The sequence below is a fragment of the Chloracidobacterium sp. genome, from assembly GCA_025057975.1.
Classification (GTDB): Bacteria; Acidobacteriota; Blastocatellia; order Chloracidobacteriales; family Chloracidobacteriaceae; genus Chloracidobacterium.
This window is the reverse complement of the sequence record JANWUV010000004.1, coordinates 87,517-107,954: the sequence shown is the minus strand read 5'-3', so window position 1 is coordinate 107,954 and position 20,438 is coordinate 87,517. Positions and strand designations below refer to the sequence as shown.

The 20,438-nt window shown below is 60.8% G+C and carries 16 protein-coding genes; all 16 read left to right on the top strand.

Features of this window, described 5'->3' with window-relative positions; all coding sequences use genetic code 11:
- Positions 1-11 precede the first annotated feature (11 nt).
- A complete protein-coding gene (gene bshA, locus NZ585_04720; GenBank protein ID MCS7079340.1) occupies positions 12-1,157 on the top strand; it encodes an N-acetyl-alpha-D-glucosaminyl L-malate synthase BshA in 1,146 nt (381 codons plus the stop codon).
- Positions 1,158-1,692: 535 nt separating this feature from the next.
- Positions 1,693-2,361, top strand: a complete 669-nt coding sequence (locus NZ585_04715; GenBank protein ID MCS7079339.1) for a cytochrome c family protein — start codon at positions 1,693-1,695, stop codon at positions 2,359-2,361.
- 11 nt (positions 2,362-2,372) lie between these two features.
- Entirely contained in the window at positions 2,373-5,573 is a 3,201-nt protein-coding gene (locus tag NZ585_04710) for a TAT-variant-translocated molybdopterin oxidoreductase (protein ID MCS7079338.1), read from the top strand.
- Positions 5,574-5,597: 24 nt separating this feature from the next.
- Complete coding sequence (gene nrfD, locus NZ585_04705) at positions 5,598-7,004, top strand: polysulfide reductase NrfD (GenBank protein MCS7079337.1); 1,407 nt, start codon at positions 5,598-5,600, stop codon at positions 7,002-7,004.
- On the top strand, positions 7,001-7,549 hold the full coding sequence (locus NZ585_04700; protein MCS7079336.1) for a DUF3341 domain-containing protein: 549 nt from the start codon (positions 7,001-7,003) through the stop codon (positions 7,547-7,549). Before nrfD ends, NZ585_04700 begins: the two co-directional genes overlap by 4 nt.
- Entirely contained in the window at positions 7,533-8,198 is a 666-nt protein-coding gene (locus tag NZ585_04695) for a cytochrome c (GenBank protein MCS7079335.1), read from the top strand. The genes NZ585_04700 and NZ585_04695 overlap by 17 nt, the downstream gene beginning before the upstream one ends.
- Positions 8,198-9,433 carry a hypothetical protein gene (locus NZ585_04690; protein ID MCS7079334.1) on the top strand — a complete coding sequence of 412 codons (1,236 nt, stop codon included), beginning with the start codon at positions 8,198-8,200 and terminating at the stop codon, positions 9,431-9,433. Before NZ585_04695 ends, NZ585_04690 begins: the two co-directional genes overlap by 1 nt.
- Positions 9,420-10,043, top strand: coding sequence for a hypothetical protein (locus NZ585_04685; protein ID MCS7079333.1), 624 nt, complete (start codon positions 9,420-9,422; stop codon positions 10,041-10,043). The genes NZ585_04690 and NZ585_04685 overlap by 14 nt, the downstream gene beginning before the upstream one ends.
- A 16-nt stretch (positions 10,044-10,059) precedes the next feature.
- Positions 10,060-10,950 carry an SCO family protein gene (locus NZ585_04680; GenBank protein MCS7079332.1) on the top strand — a complete coding sequence of 297 codons (891 nt, stop codon included), beginning with the start codon at positions 10,060-10,062 and terminating at the stop codon, positions 10,948-10,950.
- 10 nt (positions 10,951-10,960) lie between these two features.
- A complete protein-coding gene (gene coxB / locus NZ585_04675) occupies positions 10,961-12,115 on the top strand; it encodes a cytochrome c oxidase subunit II (GenBank protein ID MCS7079331.1) in 1,155 nt (384 codons plus the stop codon).
- 41 nt (positions 12,116-12,156) lie between these two features.
- Positions 12,157-13,851, top strand: coding sequence for a cbb3-type cytochrome c oxidase subunit I (locus NZ585_04670; protein MCS7079330.1), 1,695 nt, complete (start codon positions 12,157-12,159; stop codon positions 13,849-13,851).
- The gene (locus NZ585_04665; GenBank protein ID MCS7079329.1) at positions 13,844-14,521 is read left to right on the top strand and encodes a cytochrome c oxidase subunit 3 family protein; all 678 of its coding nucleotides are present in this window, start codon (positions 13,844-13,846) and stop codon (positions 14,519-14,521) included. Before NZ585_04670 ends, NZ585_04665 begins: the two co-directional genes overlap by 8 nt.
- Before the next feature lie 14 nt (positions 14,522-14,535).
- Positions 14,536-14,919, top strand: coding sequence for a cytochrome C oxidase subunit IV family protein (locus NZ585_04660; GenBank protein MCS7079328.1), 384 nt, complete (start codon positions 14,536-14,538; stop codon positions 14,917-14,919).
- A 26-nt stretch (positions 14,920-14,945) separates the two neighbouring features.
- The gene (gene cyoE, locus NZ585_04655; GenBank protein ID MCS7079327.1) at positions 14,946-15,854 is read left to right on the top strand and encodes a heme o synthase; all 909 of its coding nucleotides are present in this window, start codon (positions 14,946-14,948) and stop codon (positions 15,852-15,854) included.
- Positions 15,855-15,907: 53 nt separating this feature from the next.
- The gene (locus NZ585_04650) at positions 15,908-16,720 is read left to right on the top strand and encodes a PhzF family phenazine biosynthesis protein (protein ID MCS7079326.1); all 813 of its coding nucleotides are present in this window, start codon (positions 15,908-15,910) and stop codon (positions 16,718-16,720) included.
- Positions 16,721-16,995: 275 nt separating this feature from the next.
- Positions 16,996-20,394, top strand: a complete 3,399-nt coding sequence (locus tag NZ585_04645) for a TonB-dependent receptor (GenBank protein ID MCS7079325.1) — start codon at positions 16,996-16,998, stop codon at positions 20,392-20,394.
- Positions 20,395-20,438: the final 44 nt, after the last annotated feature.

Here is a 20,438-nt window from a genome sequence, read left to right as displayed (position 1 = left end):
AACAACTTACCGTGAAAATCGGCATCACCTGCTACTCGTCCTATGGTGGCAGCGGCATCGTCGCTTCCGAACTGGGGCTGGAACTAGCCGCGCGCGGCCACGACGTGCATTTCATTTGCGCGACCCTGCCGCTGCGCCTGTCGCGCATGCCGGCCAACATGCACTTCCATGAGGTCGAAGCTACCAACTACGCGCTCTTTGATACCGCGCCGTACGCCTTGGCGCTCGCCGTTAGGATGGCGGAAGTCGCGCTCGAATACGAACTTGACCTGCTGCACGTCCACTACGCGATCCCCCATTCAGTGAGCGCCTTCCTGGCGCGCGAGATGCTCAAAGACACCCGCCCCGTCCCGTTTATCACGACGCTGCACGGAACGGACATCACGCTGGTCGGCACGGATCGCTCGTACCTGCCCATCACACGCTTCGCCATTCGCCAAAGCGATGGGGTGACGGCTGTTTCGGAGTACCTGCGAGCCGAAACCTGCCGTGAGTTTGACATTTGTGCGGACACGCCGATTGAGGTCATCCCCAATTTCGTCAACAGCGAGGTATACCGGCGGGTGGAGAACCCGGCACTGCGCGCGACGTTCGCTCGACCTGATGAGTCGGTGCTGGTTCACGTCTCAAACTTTCGCGCCGTCAAGCGCACCACCGATTGCGTCCGCATCGCGGCGCGGCTCAACCGCCACCTGCCGGTGCAACTAGTCATGGTGGGCGACGGCCCAGAACGCGCGCAGGCGCAATGGCTAGCGCGGCAGAAGGGGATCGCCGACCGCGTACACTTTGTCGGCAAGCAGCCGGACATCGCCGCCTACCTCTCAATCGCCGACGTCCTGCTGCTGCCGAGCGAGTCTGAATCCTTCGGACTGGCGGCGCTGGAGGCGATGGCGTGTGAAGTGCCGGTCATTGCCAGTTGTACAGGAGGGCTGCCGGAAGTTGTCATCCCCGGCGAAACGGGCTTTCTGGCGGAAGTCGGCGACATTCAGGCGATGGCCGACGGGACACTGCGGATTCTGACCGACCCTGATCTCCGCGCGCGAATGCGCCGGGCGTGTCGGCGCGTCGCCGTCGAGATGTTCAACGCCGATGATATTGTCGCCCGCTACGAAGCCTATTACACGCGCGTTACCCAACGGTTCGCCGAACGCCGGTGAGCGCTTATGCCAAGCACGGCGGAGGTTCCCCTGCGCGGCGACACAAAGGCGCAGATGGCGGCTTTTTCCCCTACCACGCTTCCCTACGACCACCCTGACTGAACCCCGAACCGCCCGAAGCCGGCGTTTGGCCCCGACGCTTTTGGGAAAAAACGTACGAAAAGGGCTTGGAATGTTCGAAAGAACACGCTAGATTACGCCCGCTTCGTACGGCAGCGCACGAAGCCTCGGCTTCGTCGGCAGGACAGTACCCCCAATGTGGTTCTGTCGTGACGGCTGAACGTACGAAATGGTACATTGAATCCGTATGACCGACGCTTCAAGCGTTTGTCCTGTTTGCTTTTCCCCCCGGAACAGCCGTCGCCGCCGGCGACAACAGGACTGGAACGCTTGATGACCGCCCTGAATCAAAGTGACCCCGTCCCAGATTGGAAAACCGTGCCCCAGCGCTCATTGCGTCCGTCTTCAGTCCGACGGGCTGAGGGCGCTTTGGCTGCGGTTGTGACGGCGGCGGCGCACGAGAAAGGGATTTGCTATGGCTCAACACTTCCACCGCAGCATGAACACTGTCGCCAAGGTTTCGATCTTTGGCGCCGTGTTCATCATTGGGTTCGGCGCGTGGTTGCTGCTTGAAATCAACCGCTCATCGAATGTGACCAACGTCGGCATTGCCCTGCCCCAGCCGGTGCAGTTTAGTCACCAACACCACGTTGCTGGTCTGGGCATTGAGTGTCGTTACTGCCATACGTCGGTTGAACATTCAGCCTTCGCCAACGTGCCCCCAATTTCGACCTGCATGAACTGCCATCAGCAAATCTGGTTCGGCGCGCCGATGCTGGAGCCGGTGCGCGCCAGTTGGAAATCCGGGCAGGCGTTGGAATGGAATCGCGTCCACAACCTTGGCGACTACGTCTATTTCAACCACGGCGTCCACGTCCAGAAGGGCATCGGGTGCGTTTCCTGCCATGGACGAGTGGATCAAATGCAGCTCGTCTACAAAGACCAGCCCCACACGATGGAGTGGTGCCTGAGCTGCCACCGCAACCCGGCGCAGCACATCCGGCCGCGTGACCAAGTCTTCAACATGACGTGGAAACCGGAAGACATTGGCGAAACGCAGGCGACCCTCGGCGCACGGCTCGTCAAGGAATACAACATCGAGTCGCCCCGCAAGCTGACCAGCTGCTCAACCTGTCACCATTGAAGCGCGACGCCATGACCGATCATCTTGTCCGTTCGTCTGTCCCCACCTCGCCCGTCGCCAAACTGCCCGAACCCGCACACTGGCGCGGCATTGAACGCCTGCTGGCCGACCCGGAGGCGCAGGCCGCGCTCGTTGAGCGGTTCCCACGCCAAGCGGCTCTGCTGGGCGACGCCCTCGACCGACGCCACTTCCTCAAGATCATGGGCGCGTCGTTCGGTCTAGCTGGATTGACCGCCTGTAGCGCCTACCCCGACGACGGCAAAATCGTGCCGTACGTCAAAGCGCCGGAGGAGATTGTTCCGGGCAAGCCGCTTTTCTACGCCTCCACCTTCAGTATGGGGCCGCTCACAACGGGCGTGCTTGTCGAAAGCCACATGGGCCGCCCGACCAAGATTGAAGGCAACCCCGACCACCCGGCCAGCCTTGGCGCGACAGATTTGTTCGCGCAGGCCGCCATCCTGACGCTCTACGACCCGGATCGCTCCCAGACGACGCGCTACTACGGCGACGCCCGCCCCTACGACATGTTCCTGCGCGACCTGCGCAAGTCGCTTGATCAACATCGCGCCAACCAAGGCGCGGGTCTGCGGATTCTGACCGAAACCGTCGTCTCGCCGACGCTGGGGGCGCAAATTCGGCGCGTGCTGACCGAGTTTCCAAAAGCCAAGTGGATTCAATACGAGCCATGTCACCGCGACGCCGTTCGCGCCGGAGCCAAACTTGCTTTTGGGCGCGTTGTCGCCACACAGTACCGGTTTGAAGCCGCCGATGTCGTCGCCGCCTTTGACGCCGACTTTCTTGCCGCCGGCCCCGGCAACGTCCGCTACGCCCACGACTTCAGTCGCCGCCGACGCGCCCGCTTCGGAGAGGAAGCAACCAAGCGGATGTCACGGCTTTACATGGTGGAATGTACGCCGACTGCGACCGGCACGGTGGCTGACCACCGCATCGCTGTCCGCCCTAGCGAACTCATTGAAATCGCCAACGCCGTCGCCGTCGGGCTGGGTGTCGAAACCGGACGCCCTGCGCAGCCGCCCGCCGCGCACGTCAAATTTGTTGAAACGCTTATCAAAGACCTTCAGGCTCATGCGGGCAGGAGCGTGTTTTTGGTCGGCGACTACCAGCCAGCGGCGCTGCACGCGCTGGCGCACGCTGTCAACGCCAAGCTCGGCAACGTTGGGAAAACCCTCGTTTACACCGACCCGCCTGAAATCGCCCCGACCGAGCAGGAAGCTGATTTTCGTCAACTGGTCGCCGAGATGCACGCCGGGCAGGTTGAAACGCTCGTCATTCTGGACGGCAACCCGGCTTACACGGCGGCCGCCGACGTGGACTTCGCCGGCGGCCTGCAGAAGGTCAAGCTCTCGGTTCATCTGAGCCTGTATTTCGACGAAACCTCGGCGCGTTGCCACTGGCACATTCCGGCCTCGCACTTCCTTGAAACGTGGGGCGACGCCCGCGCACACGACGGGACGGTTTCTGTTCAGCAGCCGCTCATTGCGCCGCTTTACAAGGAAACCAAGTCGCCGCTCGAACTGCTGGCGGCGTTTCTAGGCGAGTTCAACCAAAATGCGGATGAAATTGTCCGCAACTTCTGGCAGCGCAACCTAGCGCTATTGAAATCCGGCCGAGCATTTGAGCCGACACTGACCGGGACGCTCCAAGTCGGGCGCAATGCTGTCGGCCTGCAAAGCGACTTTGACAAGCAGTGGCGGCGCACGCTGCACGACGGCCTGTTGGCGGACTCCGCCTTCAAGCCGGTGGAAGTTGCGTTTACCGGCAACGTCGCCGACGCGATGAAGACGCTTCCGCCGGCGTCCACCGGCGGGATGGAGGTCGTCTTCCGGCCCGATCCGACGATTTACGATGGGCGTTTCGCCAACAACGGCTGGCTTCAAGAGACGCCCAAGCCCCGGACGAAACTCACGTGGGACAACGCCGTGATTGTGTCGCCGCGCACCGGCGCCAAACTGGGCGTCGTGCGGACGCATGATACCGACCCCTACCCTGTGGTCGAGGTCACTGTCGGCGGACGTAAGGTACGCGGTGCAGCACTGGTGCTGCCGGGTCATCCCGACGACACGCTGACGATTCACCTTGGCTACGGCCGCGAGCGCGCCGGGAGCGTCGGCAACGGCGCGGGCTTCAACGCCAACGCGCTGCGCGCCGCCGAGACGCTGTGGCATGCCGCCGGCGCCAGCGTCGTCAAGACCGACGAGACCATGCGGCTCGCCTGCACCCAGATGCACTGGGAAATTGAAGCCGCCGGAGCCTTTGAGCGCCGCCGACTCGTCCGGGAAGCGACGCTGGCTGAGTACCTCTCTGACCCGACGTTCGCCCGCACGGAATTTGACGACCCAAAGGCGCGCAAACTGACGCTGTTTGAGCCGCCCGACGACTATTCGCAGGGCTACGCCTGGGGCATGGTCGTGGATATGAACGTCTGCATCGGCTGCCAGGCCTGCGTCGTCGCCTGTACGGCGGAAAACAACATTCCAATTGTCGGCAAAGCCGAGGTGCTGCGCGAACGCGAAATGCACTGGATTCGCATTGACCAGTACTACGCTGGCGACCCGAACGATCCGAACCTTGCGCTGCACCTCCAGCCGGTTATGTGTCAGCACTGTGAGATGGCGCCGTGCGAACTGGTTTGCCCGGTCGCCGCGACGACGCACAGCCCGGAAGGCGTCAACGAGATGACCTACAACCGGTGCGTCGGCACGAAGTACTGCGCCAACAACTGCCCCTACAAAGTGCGCCGGTTCAACTTCCTACACTATTCGGACTATGACACGCCGGTGCTGAAGCTCGGCCGCAACCCCGACGTGACGGTGCGGACGCGCGGCGTGATGGAAAAGTGTACCTACTGCGTCCAGCGCATCAACGCGGCGCGCATCGAGGCCGAAAAGGAAGACCGGCGCATTCTGGACGGCGAAGTGATCACGGCCTGTCAGGCGGTTTGCCCAACGCAGGCCATCATCTTCGGCGACATCAACGACCCCAACAGTCAGGTCGCCCGGTTGCGCAAGGAGCCGACCAACTACGGTCTGCTGGCGGAACTCAACGTCCGCCCGCGCACCTCGTATCTGGCGAAAGTGCGCAACGTCCATCCCGACTTGGCTCCGGCGCGCAAGAGCGCGGCCGGCCACGGCGGACATCACGGCGGCGACGCGCACGGCGCGTCCACAGACGGCCATTCGTCAGGTCACTGATGAAGCATAGGAGCGAGGAATCGCATGGCAGCGTCGAACGAATTTGAACCATCCGTGTCGCCGACCAGTCGGCTGCCGGTCATCGCCCCCGGACACACCTACGCCAGCATTAACGAAAAGATCAGCGCCATAGTCCTCCTGCGCGGGACGACCCTTGGCTGGCTAGTCGGGTTTGGCATCTCGTTCATGATTTTCATGATGATGCTTGGCTCGATCAGCTACCTGCTCTACAAGGGCGTCGGCGTCTGGGGCATCAACAACCGGGTCGGCTGGGGGTTCGACATCATCAACTTCGTCTGGTGGATTGGCATCGGCCACGCCGGGACGCTCATCTCGGCGATTCTGCTTCTGCTCCACCAGAAGTGGCGCACCTCGATTAACCGTTTTGCGGAAGCGATGACGCTCTTCGCCGTCGCCTGCGCGGCGCTGTTTCCGGTGCTGCACCTTGGGCGGCCATGGTACGCCTACTTCCTCTTTCCCTACCCGAACACGATGGGGATGTATTTTCCCCAGTTCCGCAGCCCGCTGGAGTGGGATGTGTTCGCCGTCTCGACCTATGCGAGCGTCTCGCTGGTGTTCTGGTACGTCGGCCTGATTCCCGACCTGGCGACGATGCGCGACCGGGCGCGCAACTGGTTTACGAAGACCGTTTACGGGTTTTTCTCCCTTGGCTGGCGCGGCTCGGCGCGGCACTGGCATCGGTATGAATCCATTTACCTGCTGCTGGCGGGACTTTCGACGCCGCTCGTGCTGTCGGTGCATACCATCGTCAGCTTCGACTTTGCGGTATCCATCATTCCGGGCTGGCACGCGACGTTTTTCCCGCCCTACTTCGTCGCCGGGGCGATTTACGCCGGGTTCGCCATGGTGTTGACGCTGGCGATTCCGGTGCGCTGGGTCTACGGGCTGGAGGATTTCATCACCGATAAGCACCTCGAAAACATGGGGCTGATTACGCTCGTGACTGGGAACATGGTCGGCTACGCCTACATTATGGAGCTGTTCTACGGCTGGTACAGCGCCAACGAGTACGAGCAGTTTATGGTGCACAACCGCGTGCTGGGGCCGTACTGGACGCTCTACGTGGCGCTTATCGTGTGCAACATTATCGTGCCGCAGTTTCTGTGGTCGAGGCGCATCCGGCGCAACGCTTGGTGGCTGTTCGGGATTTCGATGTTCGTTAGCGTCGGCATGTGGCTAGAGCGGTACGTCATCATTGTCGTCAGCCTGCACCGCACCTTCCTGCCGTCGGGCTGGGGCACCTACGCCGGGACGTTCTGGGACTGGACGCTCTACATCGGCACGATGGGCTTCTTCCTGACGTTGCTGTTCTTATTCATTCGGCTGCTGCCGATGATTTCGATGTCCGAGATGCAGATGCTCCTGCCGGGCGCGAGCGGCGCGCTCCAGAAAGGAGAGGCGAAGTTATGAAGCCAAGCACCCGACCGCGTTACTACGGCGTGTTGGCCGAGTTTGAGTCGCCGGCAGCGTTGGTCGCGGCGGCCCGCGCCACGCATGAGGCTGGCTATCGCAAGTATGACGCCTATTCGCCCTTCCCCATCGAAGAGCTGGCCGACGCCATGCACGACCACAAAAACCCGATTTCCAAGATTGTGTTCTTCGCCGGGTTAATCGGTGCGTGCGTTGGGTTCGGCATGCAGACCTACGCCAACCTGATTCACTACCCGATGAACATCGCCGGACGGCCGCTCTATGCGTGGCCGATGTTCATTCCCATCACCTTCGAGTGCACGGTGGCGTTCGCGGCGTTTACGGGTGTGCTGGCGATGCTGGCGCTCAACGGGTTGCCGCGTCCACACCACCCGCTGTTCAACGTGCCGAGCTTTTCCCAGGCGAGTCAGAGTCGGTTCTTCCTGTGTATTGAATCGGCCGACCCGAAGTTTGATCTCGAAGCGGTTCACAAGTTTCTTGAAGGGCTGAAGCCGATGGAGATTCACGATGTCGAGGACGAGTAAACGGCCGGGCCGATGGCGACAGGCGCTCCGGGCGGGCGTCGTGGCGGCGCTGTTGGCCGGCGGCGCGGGCTGCAAGCAGAAAATGAGCTACCAACCTCGCTACGATCCGCTGGAGCGAAGCGAAATCTTCAACGACCGGTCATCGGCGCGCCCGCTGCCGGCCGGGACGGTCGCGCGCGGCTTTCTGCGCGACGACCCGGAGGTGTTTCTGGGGCGTAAGGAAAACGGCGACTACGTGACTGAGTTTCCCTTCCCCATTACCGAAGAAGTGCTGAAGCGCGGGCAGGAGCGATTCACGATTTACTGCACAATGTGCCACGGGTTTTCCGGGTACGGCAACGGGATGGTCGTGCAGCGCGGCTTTTCCGCTCCACCGTCGTTCCACGACCCGGAAACCCGCGAGAAGCCGGTCGGCTACTACTTTTCGGTCATTACGAACGGCTACGGTGCGATGCCTGGCCACGCGCATCAGATTCCGGTCTCTGACCGGTGGGCAATTGTGGCGTATGTCCGAGCGCTGCAACTAAGTCAGAACGCGCGCCTTGAGGACGTACCGGCCGAACATCGAAAAGACCTTGACGCCCCGCCCCCCGCGACGGCGAAACCGACCGCCGCACCCGCAGCCCCACATTCGGGAGGAGTGCACTGATGAGCTACGATGCGACGCAAGTGCAGTGGGACGCCCCCGTACCGTCGGCCGTGATGCGGTTTCAAACGCCGGCGCTCATTGTCGGCGTGCTGGGCGTGGTAGCCGCTGTGGTCGCCGCCGTTTTGGATTTCCGGCAGTTCCTGCATGCCTACCTGTTTGCCTTCACGTTCTGGAACGGCGTGACGCTCGGCGCGATGGCGCTGCTGATGATTCAGTACCTCACCGGCGGCGGCTGGGGCATTCTTGGACGCCGCACTATGGAAGCCGCCGTCCGCAACATGTGGCTGATGGCGCTGTTTTTCCTACCGATTCTCGCGGGCGTGCTGCTCAACAAGCTGTACATCTGGACGGACACGGCGCGGGTCGAAGCGGATCACCACCTGCACCACAAAGCCACCTACCTCAACGTACCATTTTTCCTTGGGCGGCTGGCGTTTTATTTCACGGTCTGGATCGTGTGGGCGCATTTTCTAAGCCGCTGGTCGCTCCAGCAGGACCAGAGCGGCGACAAGAAGCTGGCGCAAAAGCTGCGCAACCTGAGCGGTCCGGGATTGCTCGTCATGGCCATCACGATGACGTTTTCCAACATTGACTGGCTGATGTCGCTGGAGCCGTACTGGTTTTCCTCGATGTATCCGCTCATCAACATGGTGGGCAATCTGCTGTCGGCGGTGTGCTTCACGGTCGCCGTCGTGACGCTGATGGCGGACAACGCGCCGTTCAAGGGGCTGATCAGCTCTAAGCACTTCCGCGACTTCGGGAACTTAATGCTGGCGTTCACGATGCTGTGGACTTACACCTCGCTGTCGCAGTTCCTAATCACCTATTCCGGCAACCTACCGGAGGAAACGCCGTGGTACTTGAACCGGCTCAACGGCGGTTGGGGCTATGTGGCGGCGAGCCTGCTGGTGGGGCATTTCATGCTGCCGTTTGCCGTCTTGCTCCAGCGGCAGGTCAAGGACCCCGGCAAGCCACTCATTTACGTCGGCGCGTTCATCATCTTTATGCGGATGGTGGACCTGTTCTGGTGGATCAAGCCGGCTTATGACGCGGGACACGGCTTCCACGCGGTTGAACACTTGTCGCATTTCAGCCTGTCGTGGATGGATGTCGCCGCTCCGCTGGCCATCGGCGGCGTTTGGGTGTGGTTCTACCTGCGGAATCTTCAGCAACGACCGCTGCTCCCCCGGCATGATCCCCGCCTGACGGAGGCGTTTGCGCATGGCGGACACTAAGCACGACAAGTCCAATCACCACGAACCACCCAACGGCGTCGGCTTCGAGCAAAGCGACGCCAACATCAAAGCCGTATTCGGCGTTGGAATCGCAGTACTCATTTTCACGATTTGCTGCGCCGTGGTCATCAATATGCTGTACGGCTATCTGGATGAACGCGGCAGCCGGCGCGTGGCCCAGCCGAAGACGGAGCGCGCCAAAGATGAACCGCGCGTCGTCAACGACCATGAACCGCCGCTGCAGGAGTCGCCGGAAGCCGATATGCGCGCTTGGCGGGCGAAGGAAGACGCCCATTTGCGGAGCTACGGCTGGGTCTCGAAGGAAAAAGGCATCGTCCACATTCCGATTGAGCGCGCGATGCAGCTCACGCTGGAGCGCGGACTGCCGAGCAGCAACCGGGTGACGGCGTTCAATGCGCCGACCGGCGTCCAGCGTCCTGGTGGGACGGGCGCGCCGCTGTTTGACAAGGAAGAAGTGCTGCGGCACTCCGGCGACTCAAATTCGGGTCGTCCGCTGCCGCGTCCGGCGGCCGTCAATCAATCCGTCCAGTCACCGTCCGCGCCCAATCCGACCAAAGACAGTCCCGGAGCGTTGCACGGAGCGCACTGAAAGACAGGGTAAGGTTATGAAACACGTCCTCAAAGTCGTGCTGCTGACAGTGGTTGGCTGCTGGTTGAGCGTTTCCGTCGCGCTGGCCCAGTACGGCGTCGGGCAACAGGTTGAAATCCCACAGCGGAACGGGAGGCCGTCGGGTTCCCCGGAACTGCTCAAGCAAATCGGCGTCACGCAAAATCTTGGCGCGCAGCTGCCGCTGGATGTCCAACTGCGGGATGAGACTGGCGTTGAGCGCCCGCTGCGCACGTACTTTACGGATAAGCCGGTCATTCTCGCGCCGGTGTACTTCACCTGCCCGATGCTCTGCACACAGATCATCAACGGCGTCATCAAAGGTCTGCGGGATGTCCACTACATGCCGGGACAGGATTTTGAAGTCGTCATTGTCAGCATTGACCCGCGTGAGACCGCCGAACTCGCCGCCGGCAAGAAACAGAGCTACCTCAAGCGTTATGGACGCCCCGGCACGGAACACGGCTGGCACTTTCTGACTGGGCGCGAGGAGGAAGTGTCGCGGCTGGCGGCGGCGCTGGGCTTTCGCTACGCCTGGGATGAAGCCACCCAGCAGTACGCCCATGCCAGCGCGATTATGGTCGCCACGCCGCAGGGCAAGCTGTCGCACTATTTCTACGGCGTTGAGTACCGTCCCAATGACCTGCGCTTTGCGCTCGTTCAGTCATCGCAGGGCAAGATCGGCAGCCCAGTTGAACAGGTTCTGCTCTACTGCTTCCACTACGATCCGGTGACGGGTCGCTACACCCCCATCATTCTGACGGTTGTCAAGATTGCCGCTGTTTTGACGGTGCTCGCGCTGGGCAGCCTGATCGGTTACTTCCTGTGGCAGGAACGGAAAGAACGGCAAACGTTGGCGGCGACCGCTAAAACGGCCAACGCTGAGTAGGGGTTCTGTCATGATGCTATTGACCTTGTTGACTACGTTTTTCGGCTGGGCGGCCACAGTGTTCCGCCTGCCGCTATTCCCAGAGCAGGCCTCGACCAACGCGCCCAATGTGGATCGGCTGTATTTCTTCATGCTCGCGGTGTGCGGCGGCGTCTCCATCGCCATTGTGCTGCTTATCTTTTACTTCGCCGTCAAGTACCGCCGCCGCACGCCAGACCAACTTGCCGAAGAATCCCACGTACCGATCGCGCTGGAATGGGCGTGGATCATCATTCCGTCGCTGTTTTTCATGTCGTTTTTCGGCTGGGGCGCGTGGCTGTATTTCCAAGACGCCAAAGCGCCGAAGGACGCGTTGGAGATTGCCTGCACGGGTCGGCAGTGGATGTGGAAGTTTCAGCATCCTGACGGCCAGCGCGAAATCAACACGCTGCATATTCCGGTTGGGCGACCGGTCAAACTGGTGATGGTGTCGGAAGATGTCATCCACAGCGTGTTTATTCCGGCGTTCCGCATCCACATGGATGTCATCCCCAAGCGGTACACCGAAGTGTGGTTTCAGGCGACAAAACCGGGGAAGTACCACTTGTTCTGCTCGCAGTACTGCGGGACGGAACACGCCAACATGATTGGCTCGGTGGTGGCGCTTGAGCCGCACGAGTATCAGACCTGGCTCAACGGCGCGGCGACCGGCTCGTTGGCGTTACGCGGCGAGGCGCTCTTCAACAAGCTGGCGTGCAACGGTTGCCATACGGGCGACGCTGAAGCGCGAGCGCCGTACCTACCGGGCTTATACGGGCGCAACGTCCAGCTCACGACTGGCGAAGTCATCACGGCGGACGAGAACTACCTTCGGGAGTCCATCCTCAAGCCGGGCGCGAAGATCGCCGCCGGATACGACAACATTATGCCCGGTTACGATGGACAACTGACCGAGGAGCAAATCATTGAGTTGGTGGCTTACATCAAGCATTTGGGCAAGAAGTACGACCAGTTTGAGCCGGTCGCGCCGCCGACCGCGCCGGCGCCGCGTCCAGCCGGACAGAACCCCGATCAGACCCTGCCGACCGGCAATGTCAAACCCAGCGTGCCGACGCCTTCGGCGTCGACACCTGCTGCACCGTCGTCGCGCCCGACACCGGAAGGCGCGCGCCTGAAATCTAACTGACTTCGCCCGTCGGCGGGACGCAACCCGCCCTGAGTGACGCCATGATTGAAGAAAACGTCTCCCTACCGCGCATTCATTACCTGAACTCGCACTATGGCTGGAAATCGTGGCTGTTCACGACCGACCACAAGCGGATCGGTCTGCTCTACATGGTTTCCATCACGTTGATGTTTTTCCTCGGCGGCTTTTTTGCGCTGCTCATTCGGCTTGAGCTGCTGACGCCGCAGGCGGACTTGTTCAATGCGGACACCTATAACAAGTTCTTCACGCTGCACGGGGTCATCCTGATTTTCTTCTTTCTCGTGCCCTCGATTCCGGCGACGCTGGGCAACTTTTTGATCCCGCTAATGATTGGGGCGAAGGATGTCGCCTTTCCTAAGCTGAACCTATTGAGCTGGTACATCTTCGTCATCGGCTCGCTGTTCACCCTGTGGGTGGTGGCTGTCGGCGGGATTGACACGGGTTGGACGTTCTACACGCCCTACAGCACAACCTTTGCCAACACGCACGTCATCGCGGCGACGCTGGGCGTGTTTTTCACCGGCTTTTCCTCGATTCTGACGGGGCTGAACTTTATTGTCACCATCCACAAGATGCGTGCGCCGGGGCTGACTTGGTTTCGCCTGCCGCTTTTTATCTGGTCGCTTTACGCGACAAGCATTATTCAGGTCCTAGCCACGCCAGTGCTGGGCATCACGATGGTGCTGGTCGCCGTCGAGCGGTTTGCGCGCGTTGGCATTTTTGACCCGGCGCTGGGCGGCGATCCGGTGCTTTTCCAGCACATGTTTTGGTTTTACTCCCACCCGGCCGTGTACATCATGATTTTGCCGAGCTTGGGCGTGGTGAGCGAACTGATTTCGGCGTTCACGTGGAAGCGCGTCTTCGGCTACAAGTTCGTCGCCGTTTCCTCGCTGATGATCGCCATCTTCAGCTTCATCGTGTGGGGCCACCACATGTACGTCTCCAGCATGTCCATCTACGCCGGCATGCTGTTTTCGATTCTAAGCTACTTGGTAGCCGTCCCGTCGGCGGTCAAGGTCTTCAACTGGACGGCGACGCTCTACAAAGGCTCGGTGTCATATGACACGCCGATGCTCTACGCACTGGGGTTCATCGGCTTGTTCACGATTGGCGGGCTAACGGGGCTGTTTTTGGCCTCGATGGGGCTTGACCGTCACCTGCACGACACTTACTTCGTCATCGCTCACTTCCACCTCATCATGGTGGGCGGCGCGGTCATGGGCTACTTCGGCGGGCTGCACTACTGGTGGCCGAAGATGTTTGGTCGGATGTATCCCGAATGGTGGGGCCGGTTGAGCGCGCTGATTGTGTTTGTGGGCTTCAACCTGTCGTTTTTCCCGCAGTTCATCATCGGCTACCTAGGGATGCCGCGCCGCTACCACGTCTATGCGCCGGAGTTTCAGGTGCTCAACGTGATGTCCACGGCTGGGTCGTCCATTCTGGGCGTGGGCTACGTGCTCCCGCTCATCTATTTCATCTGGTCGTTGCGCTACGGTAAGGTCGCCGCCAATCCGTGGCGCGCCAAGGGTCTGGAGTGGACGACCACCTCACCGCCGCCGCCCGAAAACTTCTTCGAGCAGCCGATTGTCACTGAAGAAGCCTACAACTATCCGGTGCGCCCAGCGCAGCCGACCCGGCACACTGGTAAGCTGACCGGCGGCCTCGCGCAACCCGTAGGGACGACCGGCAAAGGAAGGGAGGCCGAAGTTGTCTAACGCACACAGCCCTGTCGCCCATCACTTCTACACCATTGAGCAGCAGAAAGAGTCGGCCACCATCGGCATGTGGCTCTTTCTGGCGACGGAAATTCTGCTCTTCGGCGCGTTGTTTACGGCCTACGCCGTCTATCGGCACAAGTTTCCCGACGCCTTCATGGTCGCCAGTTCCCGCATGGATTGGAAACTGGGCGGCCTCAATACGCTGTTCCTCATCATCAGCAGCGTGACGATGGTATTCGCCGTGTCGTCCGCCGAAAAGGGGCAGCGTGGCGGCTTGCTGGGCTTTCTCGCCGCGACCGGTTTTTTTGGGACGCTGTTTTTGGTCGTGAAGTACTTTGAGTACAAGCACCACTACCTCGACCACGACATTCCGGGTCTGAACTTCCGGTGGACGGGCGCGCCTGAACTGGCCAACGGTGCGCAGATGTTCTTCTTCCTCTACTTCTTCATGACAGGCCTGCACGCCCTGCACATGGTCGTCGGCTTAGGTCTGCTGATTTGGATTTTCCTCACGGCCTACTGGGGCAAGTACTCGCCCGAATACTACAACCCGGTGGAGATGTTCGGGCTGTATTGGCACTTCGTGGACTTGGTTTGGATTTTCCTTTTCCCGCTGCTGTACCTGCTGGGCGCGCACCTGCCGCCGGGCGGCGGCGGTCATCACTGACGAGGTGGTGTTTTATGGCGCACGAAACGAACCATCACACCGGACATCAAACGCATGGGGGTGACCATGCCCACCACAGCATTTCAGCCGCGACATGCCTGAGGGTGTTTGCGGCGCTGGTGATCGGCACGGTCGCCACGGTCTGGACGGCGAGCATGGATTTGGGTCCGTTCAATACACCGGTAGCGCTGGCCATCGCCGTGGCGAAAGCCACGCTCATCATCTTGTATTTCATGCACGTCCTTTACAGCAAATGGCTGACGCGGACGGTCGTCATCGGCTCGTTTTTCTTTCTGCTGGTTTTGTTCGGGCTGACGTTTTCCGACTACCTCACCCGCGAGAAGACGCACGAGATACCGTCGCTGTACTCTTCCGATCCGATTTTGAAACAGCAGTAGCCCTGCGCCGCCGTTCTTGATTCGCTATGCCAAAGTCTTTTGCCGCCGCTTTTCCAACGCCGCTGTTGACGCCTGCGCTCCGCGAGCGCTTGACAGCGTACTGGGCGCTGACCAAACCGCGCATTACCTTCGAGGTCATCCTGATTGCCGCCTTCGGTTTCATCCTTGGCACACCGGGCGACTTCGATTGGCGACGCTTTTTCCACGCCATGGTGGGGATTGGGCTGCTTTCGGGCGGGATTGCGGCACTCAACCAGTGGATGGAGCATGACGCTGACGGCAAAATGCGCCGGACGGCGACACGCCCAATCCCCAGCGGACAGGTCACACCATGGCAGGCGCTCTTATTTGGCGTCACGCTGACGACGGCCGCCGAGGCGTACCTGTGCCCGACGGTGAATCCGCTGACGGCGCTGCTGGGGTTGGCGACGGCGATTGGCTATGTTTGGATTTACACGCCGCTCAAAACGCGAACGTGGCTTTCCACGGCCATTGGGTCGTTTCCCGGCGCGATGCCGCCGTTGGTCGGGTGGGCCGCCGCCGCCGGGACGCTCTCACTGGAGGCGTGGACGCTCTTCGCCATCATGTTCTTCTGGCAGTTTCCGCACTTCTACGCCATCGCGTGGATGTACCGCGAAGACTACCGGCGGGCGGGCATTGGCATGTTGCCGGTGATTGAAGCCGACGGCCGGCGCACCATTCGGCAAACGCTTGTCACCGCCGTGGCAACGGTCGGCTTGAGTCTGTTGCCGTTCTGGTTTGGGCTGTCTGGTTGGGTGTATTTGGTCGGGGCGCTGCTGTTAGGCGGGTTGTTTCTGCAATCCTGCCTAACGCTAGCGCGGACGCGCACGAATTTGGCGGCCAAGCGTGTCCTACGAGCGTCGGTGGTTTATCTTCCCCTGTTGTTTCTGGTCATGACGCTGAACCGCGTCTAAACGGCGGCGCACCGCCAGCGTACTCATACGCTTCACTCTGAGGAGTCGCCATCATGCCGATTCAAGTCATCACCGTGGACGCCTTCACGGACAAGCCTTTTCAAGGTAATCCGGCGGCCGTGTGCCTGCTGGAAGCAGCGATTGACCCGCGCTTGATGCAGGCCGTCGCGTTGGAGATGAATCTGTCGGAAACGGCCTTCGTCCTGCCGGAGGAAGCGGAAGGCGGGTGGCGGTTGCGGTGGTTTACGCCGGAGGCCGAAGTGCAGTTGTGTGGTCACGGGACGCTGGCGGCGGCGCATGTGCTCTATGAACAGGGGCTTGTCTCCGCCGACGGCGTAGTCGTGTTTCACACGGCAAGCGGGCCGTTGACGTGCGTCCGGCATGCGGACGGTGACATTGAGATGGACTTCCCTGCCATTCCGGTGACGCCGACGGTTGCGCCGATGGAGTTGTTTGCGGCGCTGGGCGTACCGTTGGCTTATGTCGGCGCAAGCGAATCCAACTATCTGGTTGAGGTCGAGGATGAAGCGACCTTACGCGGCATTCGACCCGATTTGCGACTGTTGGCGACGTTGCCTAAGTGGGGCGTCATCGTGACCTGTCGCGCCGCCGCCCACGAAGGCGAACCTGACTACGACTTCGTTTCGCGCTTCTTTGCGCCGGCGAAGGGCGTCGGCGAAGACCCTGTCACCGGCTCGGCGCATTGTTCGCTAGCACCGTACTGGAGCGCCAAGCTCGGCAGGACGAAACTTGTCGGTTTTCAGGCGTCAAAACGCGGCGGCGTTGTGCGAGTTGAAGATCGCGGCGCGCGCGTCACACTCGGCGGCCGCGCCGTGACGGTCATGCACGGAATGCTTCAGGTCTAAAGTCATCATTTTCAAACCAATAGGAATTCGGTCTTTTTGCAGCCTGTTTGCGCGAAACGACAGGAAGGACTTTACCTGTCCGTTCACATTGTGTTCACATGAGTGCGAATAATGGCGAACCGACTGGCTGTTGACGCCAACTGAACTTTGCAAAAAGGTTCCAGGCGGCGGAGAAGGCGTTCTGAGTAAACGGTGGTCGGCAAGAGATTGTCGTTCCGCGCAAGGTGCGTTCTCTCCGTCGGAATTTTGTCCTTTGTCTTACAGGGAGAATCATCATGCGAGATGTTCTGCGACTGAAGTGGCTCTGGCTGCTTGCGGCGGCGCTTGGCTTGGCCTTCCCGGCGCAAACGTGGGCGCAAGCGCAGGCGACGACCGGCCAGATCGCCGGCGTGGTCGTTGACCAAACCGGCGCGGCCATCGCCAACGCCACCGTAACGGCTGAAAACAAAAAAACCGGCTTCAAGCAAACCACGACCTCAAAAGCCAACGGCGAGTATGTCCTTGTCCAGTTGCCGGTCGGCAACTACACCGTAACGGCCGAGGCGACCAACTTCTCTGCTACCACGGTGGAGGACGTCACGGTCATTGTCGGTCGGACATTTAATCTCAACCTGACACTGGGCGTCGGGACCGTCGCCGGCGAAGTCATTGAGGTGACGGCCAGTGGCGTCAGTATCCAGACGACCCGCAGCGAAGCCGACGCCATTCAGAACGCCACCGCCATCCAAAACCTACCCATCAACGGTCGGCGTTTCCAAGACTTTGTGACGCTGGCACCTAACGCCCAGGTGGAACCGCGCCGGCAGCAGATCTCACTGTCTGGTCAGCGCGGCGTCTACGGCGCGAACGTGAACGTGGACGGGATGGACTACAACCAGCCGTTTTTCGGCGGTATTCGCGGCGGCGAACGCTCCAACTCGGCGTTTACGATTCCGCAGGAGGCCATCCGCGAGTTCCAAGTGGTATCAGCGGGTTATTCGGCCGAGTTCGGCCGCTCTACCGGCGGGACGGTCAACGCCGTCACAAAGAGCGGCACAAACGAGTTCCACGGCACAGCCTTTTATCTGATCCGTCCGCAGGAAGCGTCGCGCACTAACGATTTCTTCCGCGCTCAGGAAGCTGAGTTTCGTAATCAGGGCATCACTGGGCGCATCAATGCTGCGCCGACGCAGCATCAGTTCGGCGGCTCCATCGGTGGGCCAATCTTCAAGAACAAGCTGTTTTTCTTCTTCGCGTACGAGCAGCAGATCCTGCGTCAGACGCGCAGCACGGTTTTCTCCAACTTGGCGCTGGTTGATCCGGCGACGCTGACACCATCCCAGCGAGCGGTCTATGATTTTTACGTCAGCGAGCAAGGCAATTTTGAGCAGACCAACGACGCTTGGGCGCCGCTTCTGCGCCTTGATTGGCAAATCAACAGCAAAAACCTGCTGACGGTTCGCTACAACTTTAGCTACAACCGTGCGCTCAACGCGAACTCCACCGGGCCGCAAATCTTTCCGATCACTAGCAGCTCGCTGGCGAACAACGGCGCAGAGCGCAACCGGAACAACATCGGCGTCGTGTCGCTTTACACGACGCTCACGCCGAGCCTGTTCAACGAGTTTCGCTTTCAGTTCGCGCGGGAGGATCGTCCGCGCGGCTCGAACTCCAGCCGTCCGACCTTTAACAGCTTCATCGGCAACGTGGGCGCGGTCAACTTTCTGCCGACGACGCAGTACGACACGCGGACGCAGTTCGTCAACAACCTGACGTTCCTGGCCGGCAACCACACAATGAAGTTCGGCTTTGAGTACAGCCGGGTCTTCGCCACTCAGTTGTTCGGTTTCAACCAGTTTGGGGCCTATTCGCTTATCGGCGCCAACACGACGCTGGCGGTCATTAACGCCGTGCAGGTGCCGGTTGTACCGCCGGGCGCGCCTCCGACAGCGCAGCGTGGGCGGTTTGACGTACCGGCCAACTACACCGTGCAGATCGGCAACCGCTTCACCGAGTACACGGTTCACCAACTGGCTTTCTTTGGTCAGGATTCGTGGCGCATTCGCCCGAACTTCACCTTGAACTACGGGCTGCGCTGGGAAGGGCAATACAACCCAACCCCGGCGACGAATAACACCGACTTGGTGAACATTGTGCGCAGCGTGCAGTACCCGATTGACGCCCCCGGCTTCCGGCGCAACCCGACGACGATTCCCGATGCCACTGACCAATTTGCGCCGCGCGTGGGCATCGCGTGGGACCCGCTCAACAACGGCAAGTCGGTTTTCCGTGCTAACGGCGGCATCTATTATGCGACGACGCCGCTGTTGCTCTTCGCCGACGCTACAAACAACTTCCGTATTCCACCGGGCAACCTGTCGGCGCAAATTCCGTTTGCGTTGCCGGCTGGCTTCAACCAAGCGGCGTTTGACGCTTCGCCGGCGACGGCTGGTTATCGGGCGGTCATGGGAACGGGTGCTGCGCCAAACACGGTGTTTCGTCAACTCCTGCTGGCGGGCATCAACCTCAACAACTTCCAGTTGAGCGCCCTGCCGACGGTAACGCCAGCGCAGCTGACGCAGATTGCGAACATTCTGAACCAGTTTCTGCCGGCGGGCGCAACGCCGTTCTCACTGGCGGTGGCGGCGTCGCCGTTGTTTATTGCTGAAGACTTCCGCAACCCGCGTTCGGTGCAGGCCAACTTTGGTTACGAGTATCAACTGGCGCGCGGCCTAACGGTGGGAGTGGACTTCTCGTATATCAACACGGTGTACCTCCAGCGCAACCGGCAGTTGAATCTGCCTGCGCCGCGCATCAACCCGGACAACATTCCGGGTGACATCTCGCTGCGGCCGATTTTCAACCCGACAGTGGCACCGTTTGCGACGCGGCCGAACCTAGGTGTCGGGCAACTTACGGTACGCGAATCTACGGCGCGGTCGGTGTATCGCGCGATGGTGCTGCGGACGAAGTTTGAGCGCAAGTGGGGGCAGTTTTCGGCCTTTTACACGCTGTCGGACAACCGCTCCGACGATGACAACGAGCGCGAAGCGGGCGGCTCGTTCCCGGTGAACTCTTTTGACCTGCGCGCCGAGCGCGGTTTCTCGAACATTGACCGGCGGCATCTGTTTGTCGTCAATCCGGTTATCTTCCTGCCGTACGGCTTTGAAGTGTCGAGTATCGTTCGGTTGCAATCCGCTTTCCCGGTTGATGCAATTGTGGGCAACATTGGCGGCGGCTTAGCTGATGTCAACCGCGACGGCACACTGGGCGCGGGCGCGGGTGGCCTACTTGACCGGCCGTACCGTGCGCCAGGCGAGCCATTTCCGCGCAACGCCTTCCGCAATCGTCCGATCTACAACGTTGACCTGCGTTTGCAGAAGCGGTTCAAGATTACTGAATCGCAGAATGTCACGATTTCGGGCGAGTTTTTCAACATCTTCAACCTGATGGGCTTGCAGTACAGCGGCGCGGCGGTGACGAGCATGTGCAACTTCGCCGGTCTGACGGGCAACGCCCTGATTGCGGCGCAGCGCAACTGCGGCATTCCGCAGGCGAACGTCCCACTCAACCCGAACTTCCTCTCACTGCGTGAGCGCAACCCAGCCAGCCCCCGCTTAGGTCAGCTCTTGCTCAACAACACGCTGGGCAATTCGGTGTTTCAGTTCCAGGTCGGCGTGCGGTATCAGTTCTAGTCCGACGCCGCACAGCAAACTCCACGGGAGATGCGCCAAGCGCA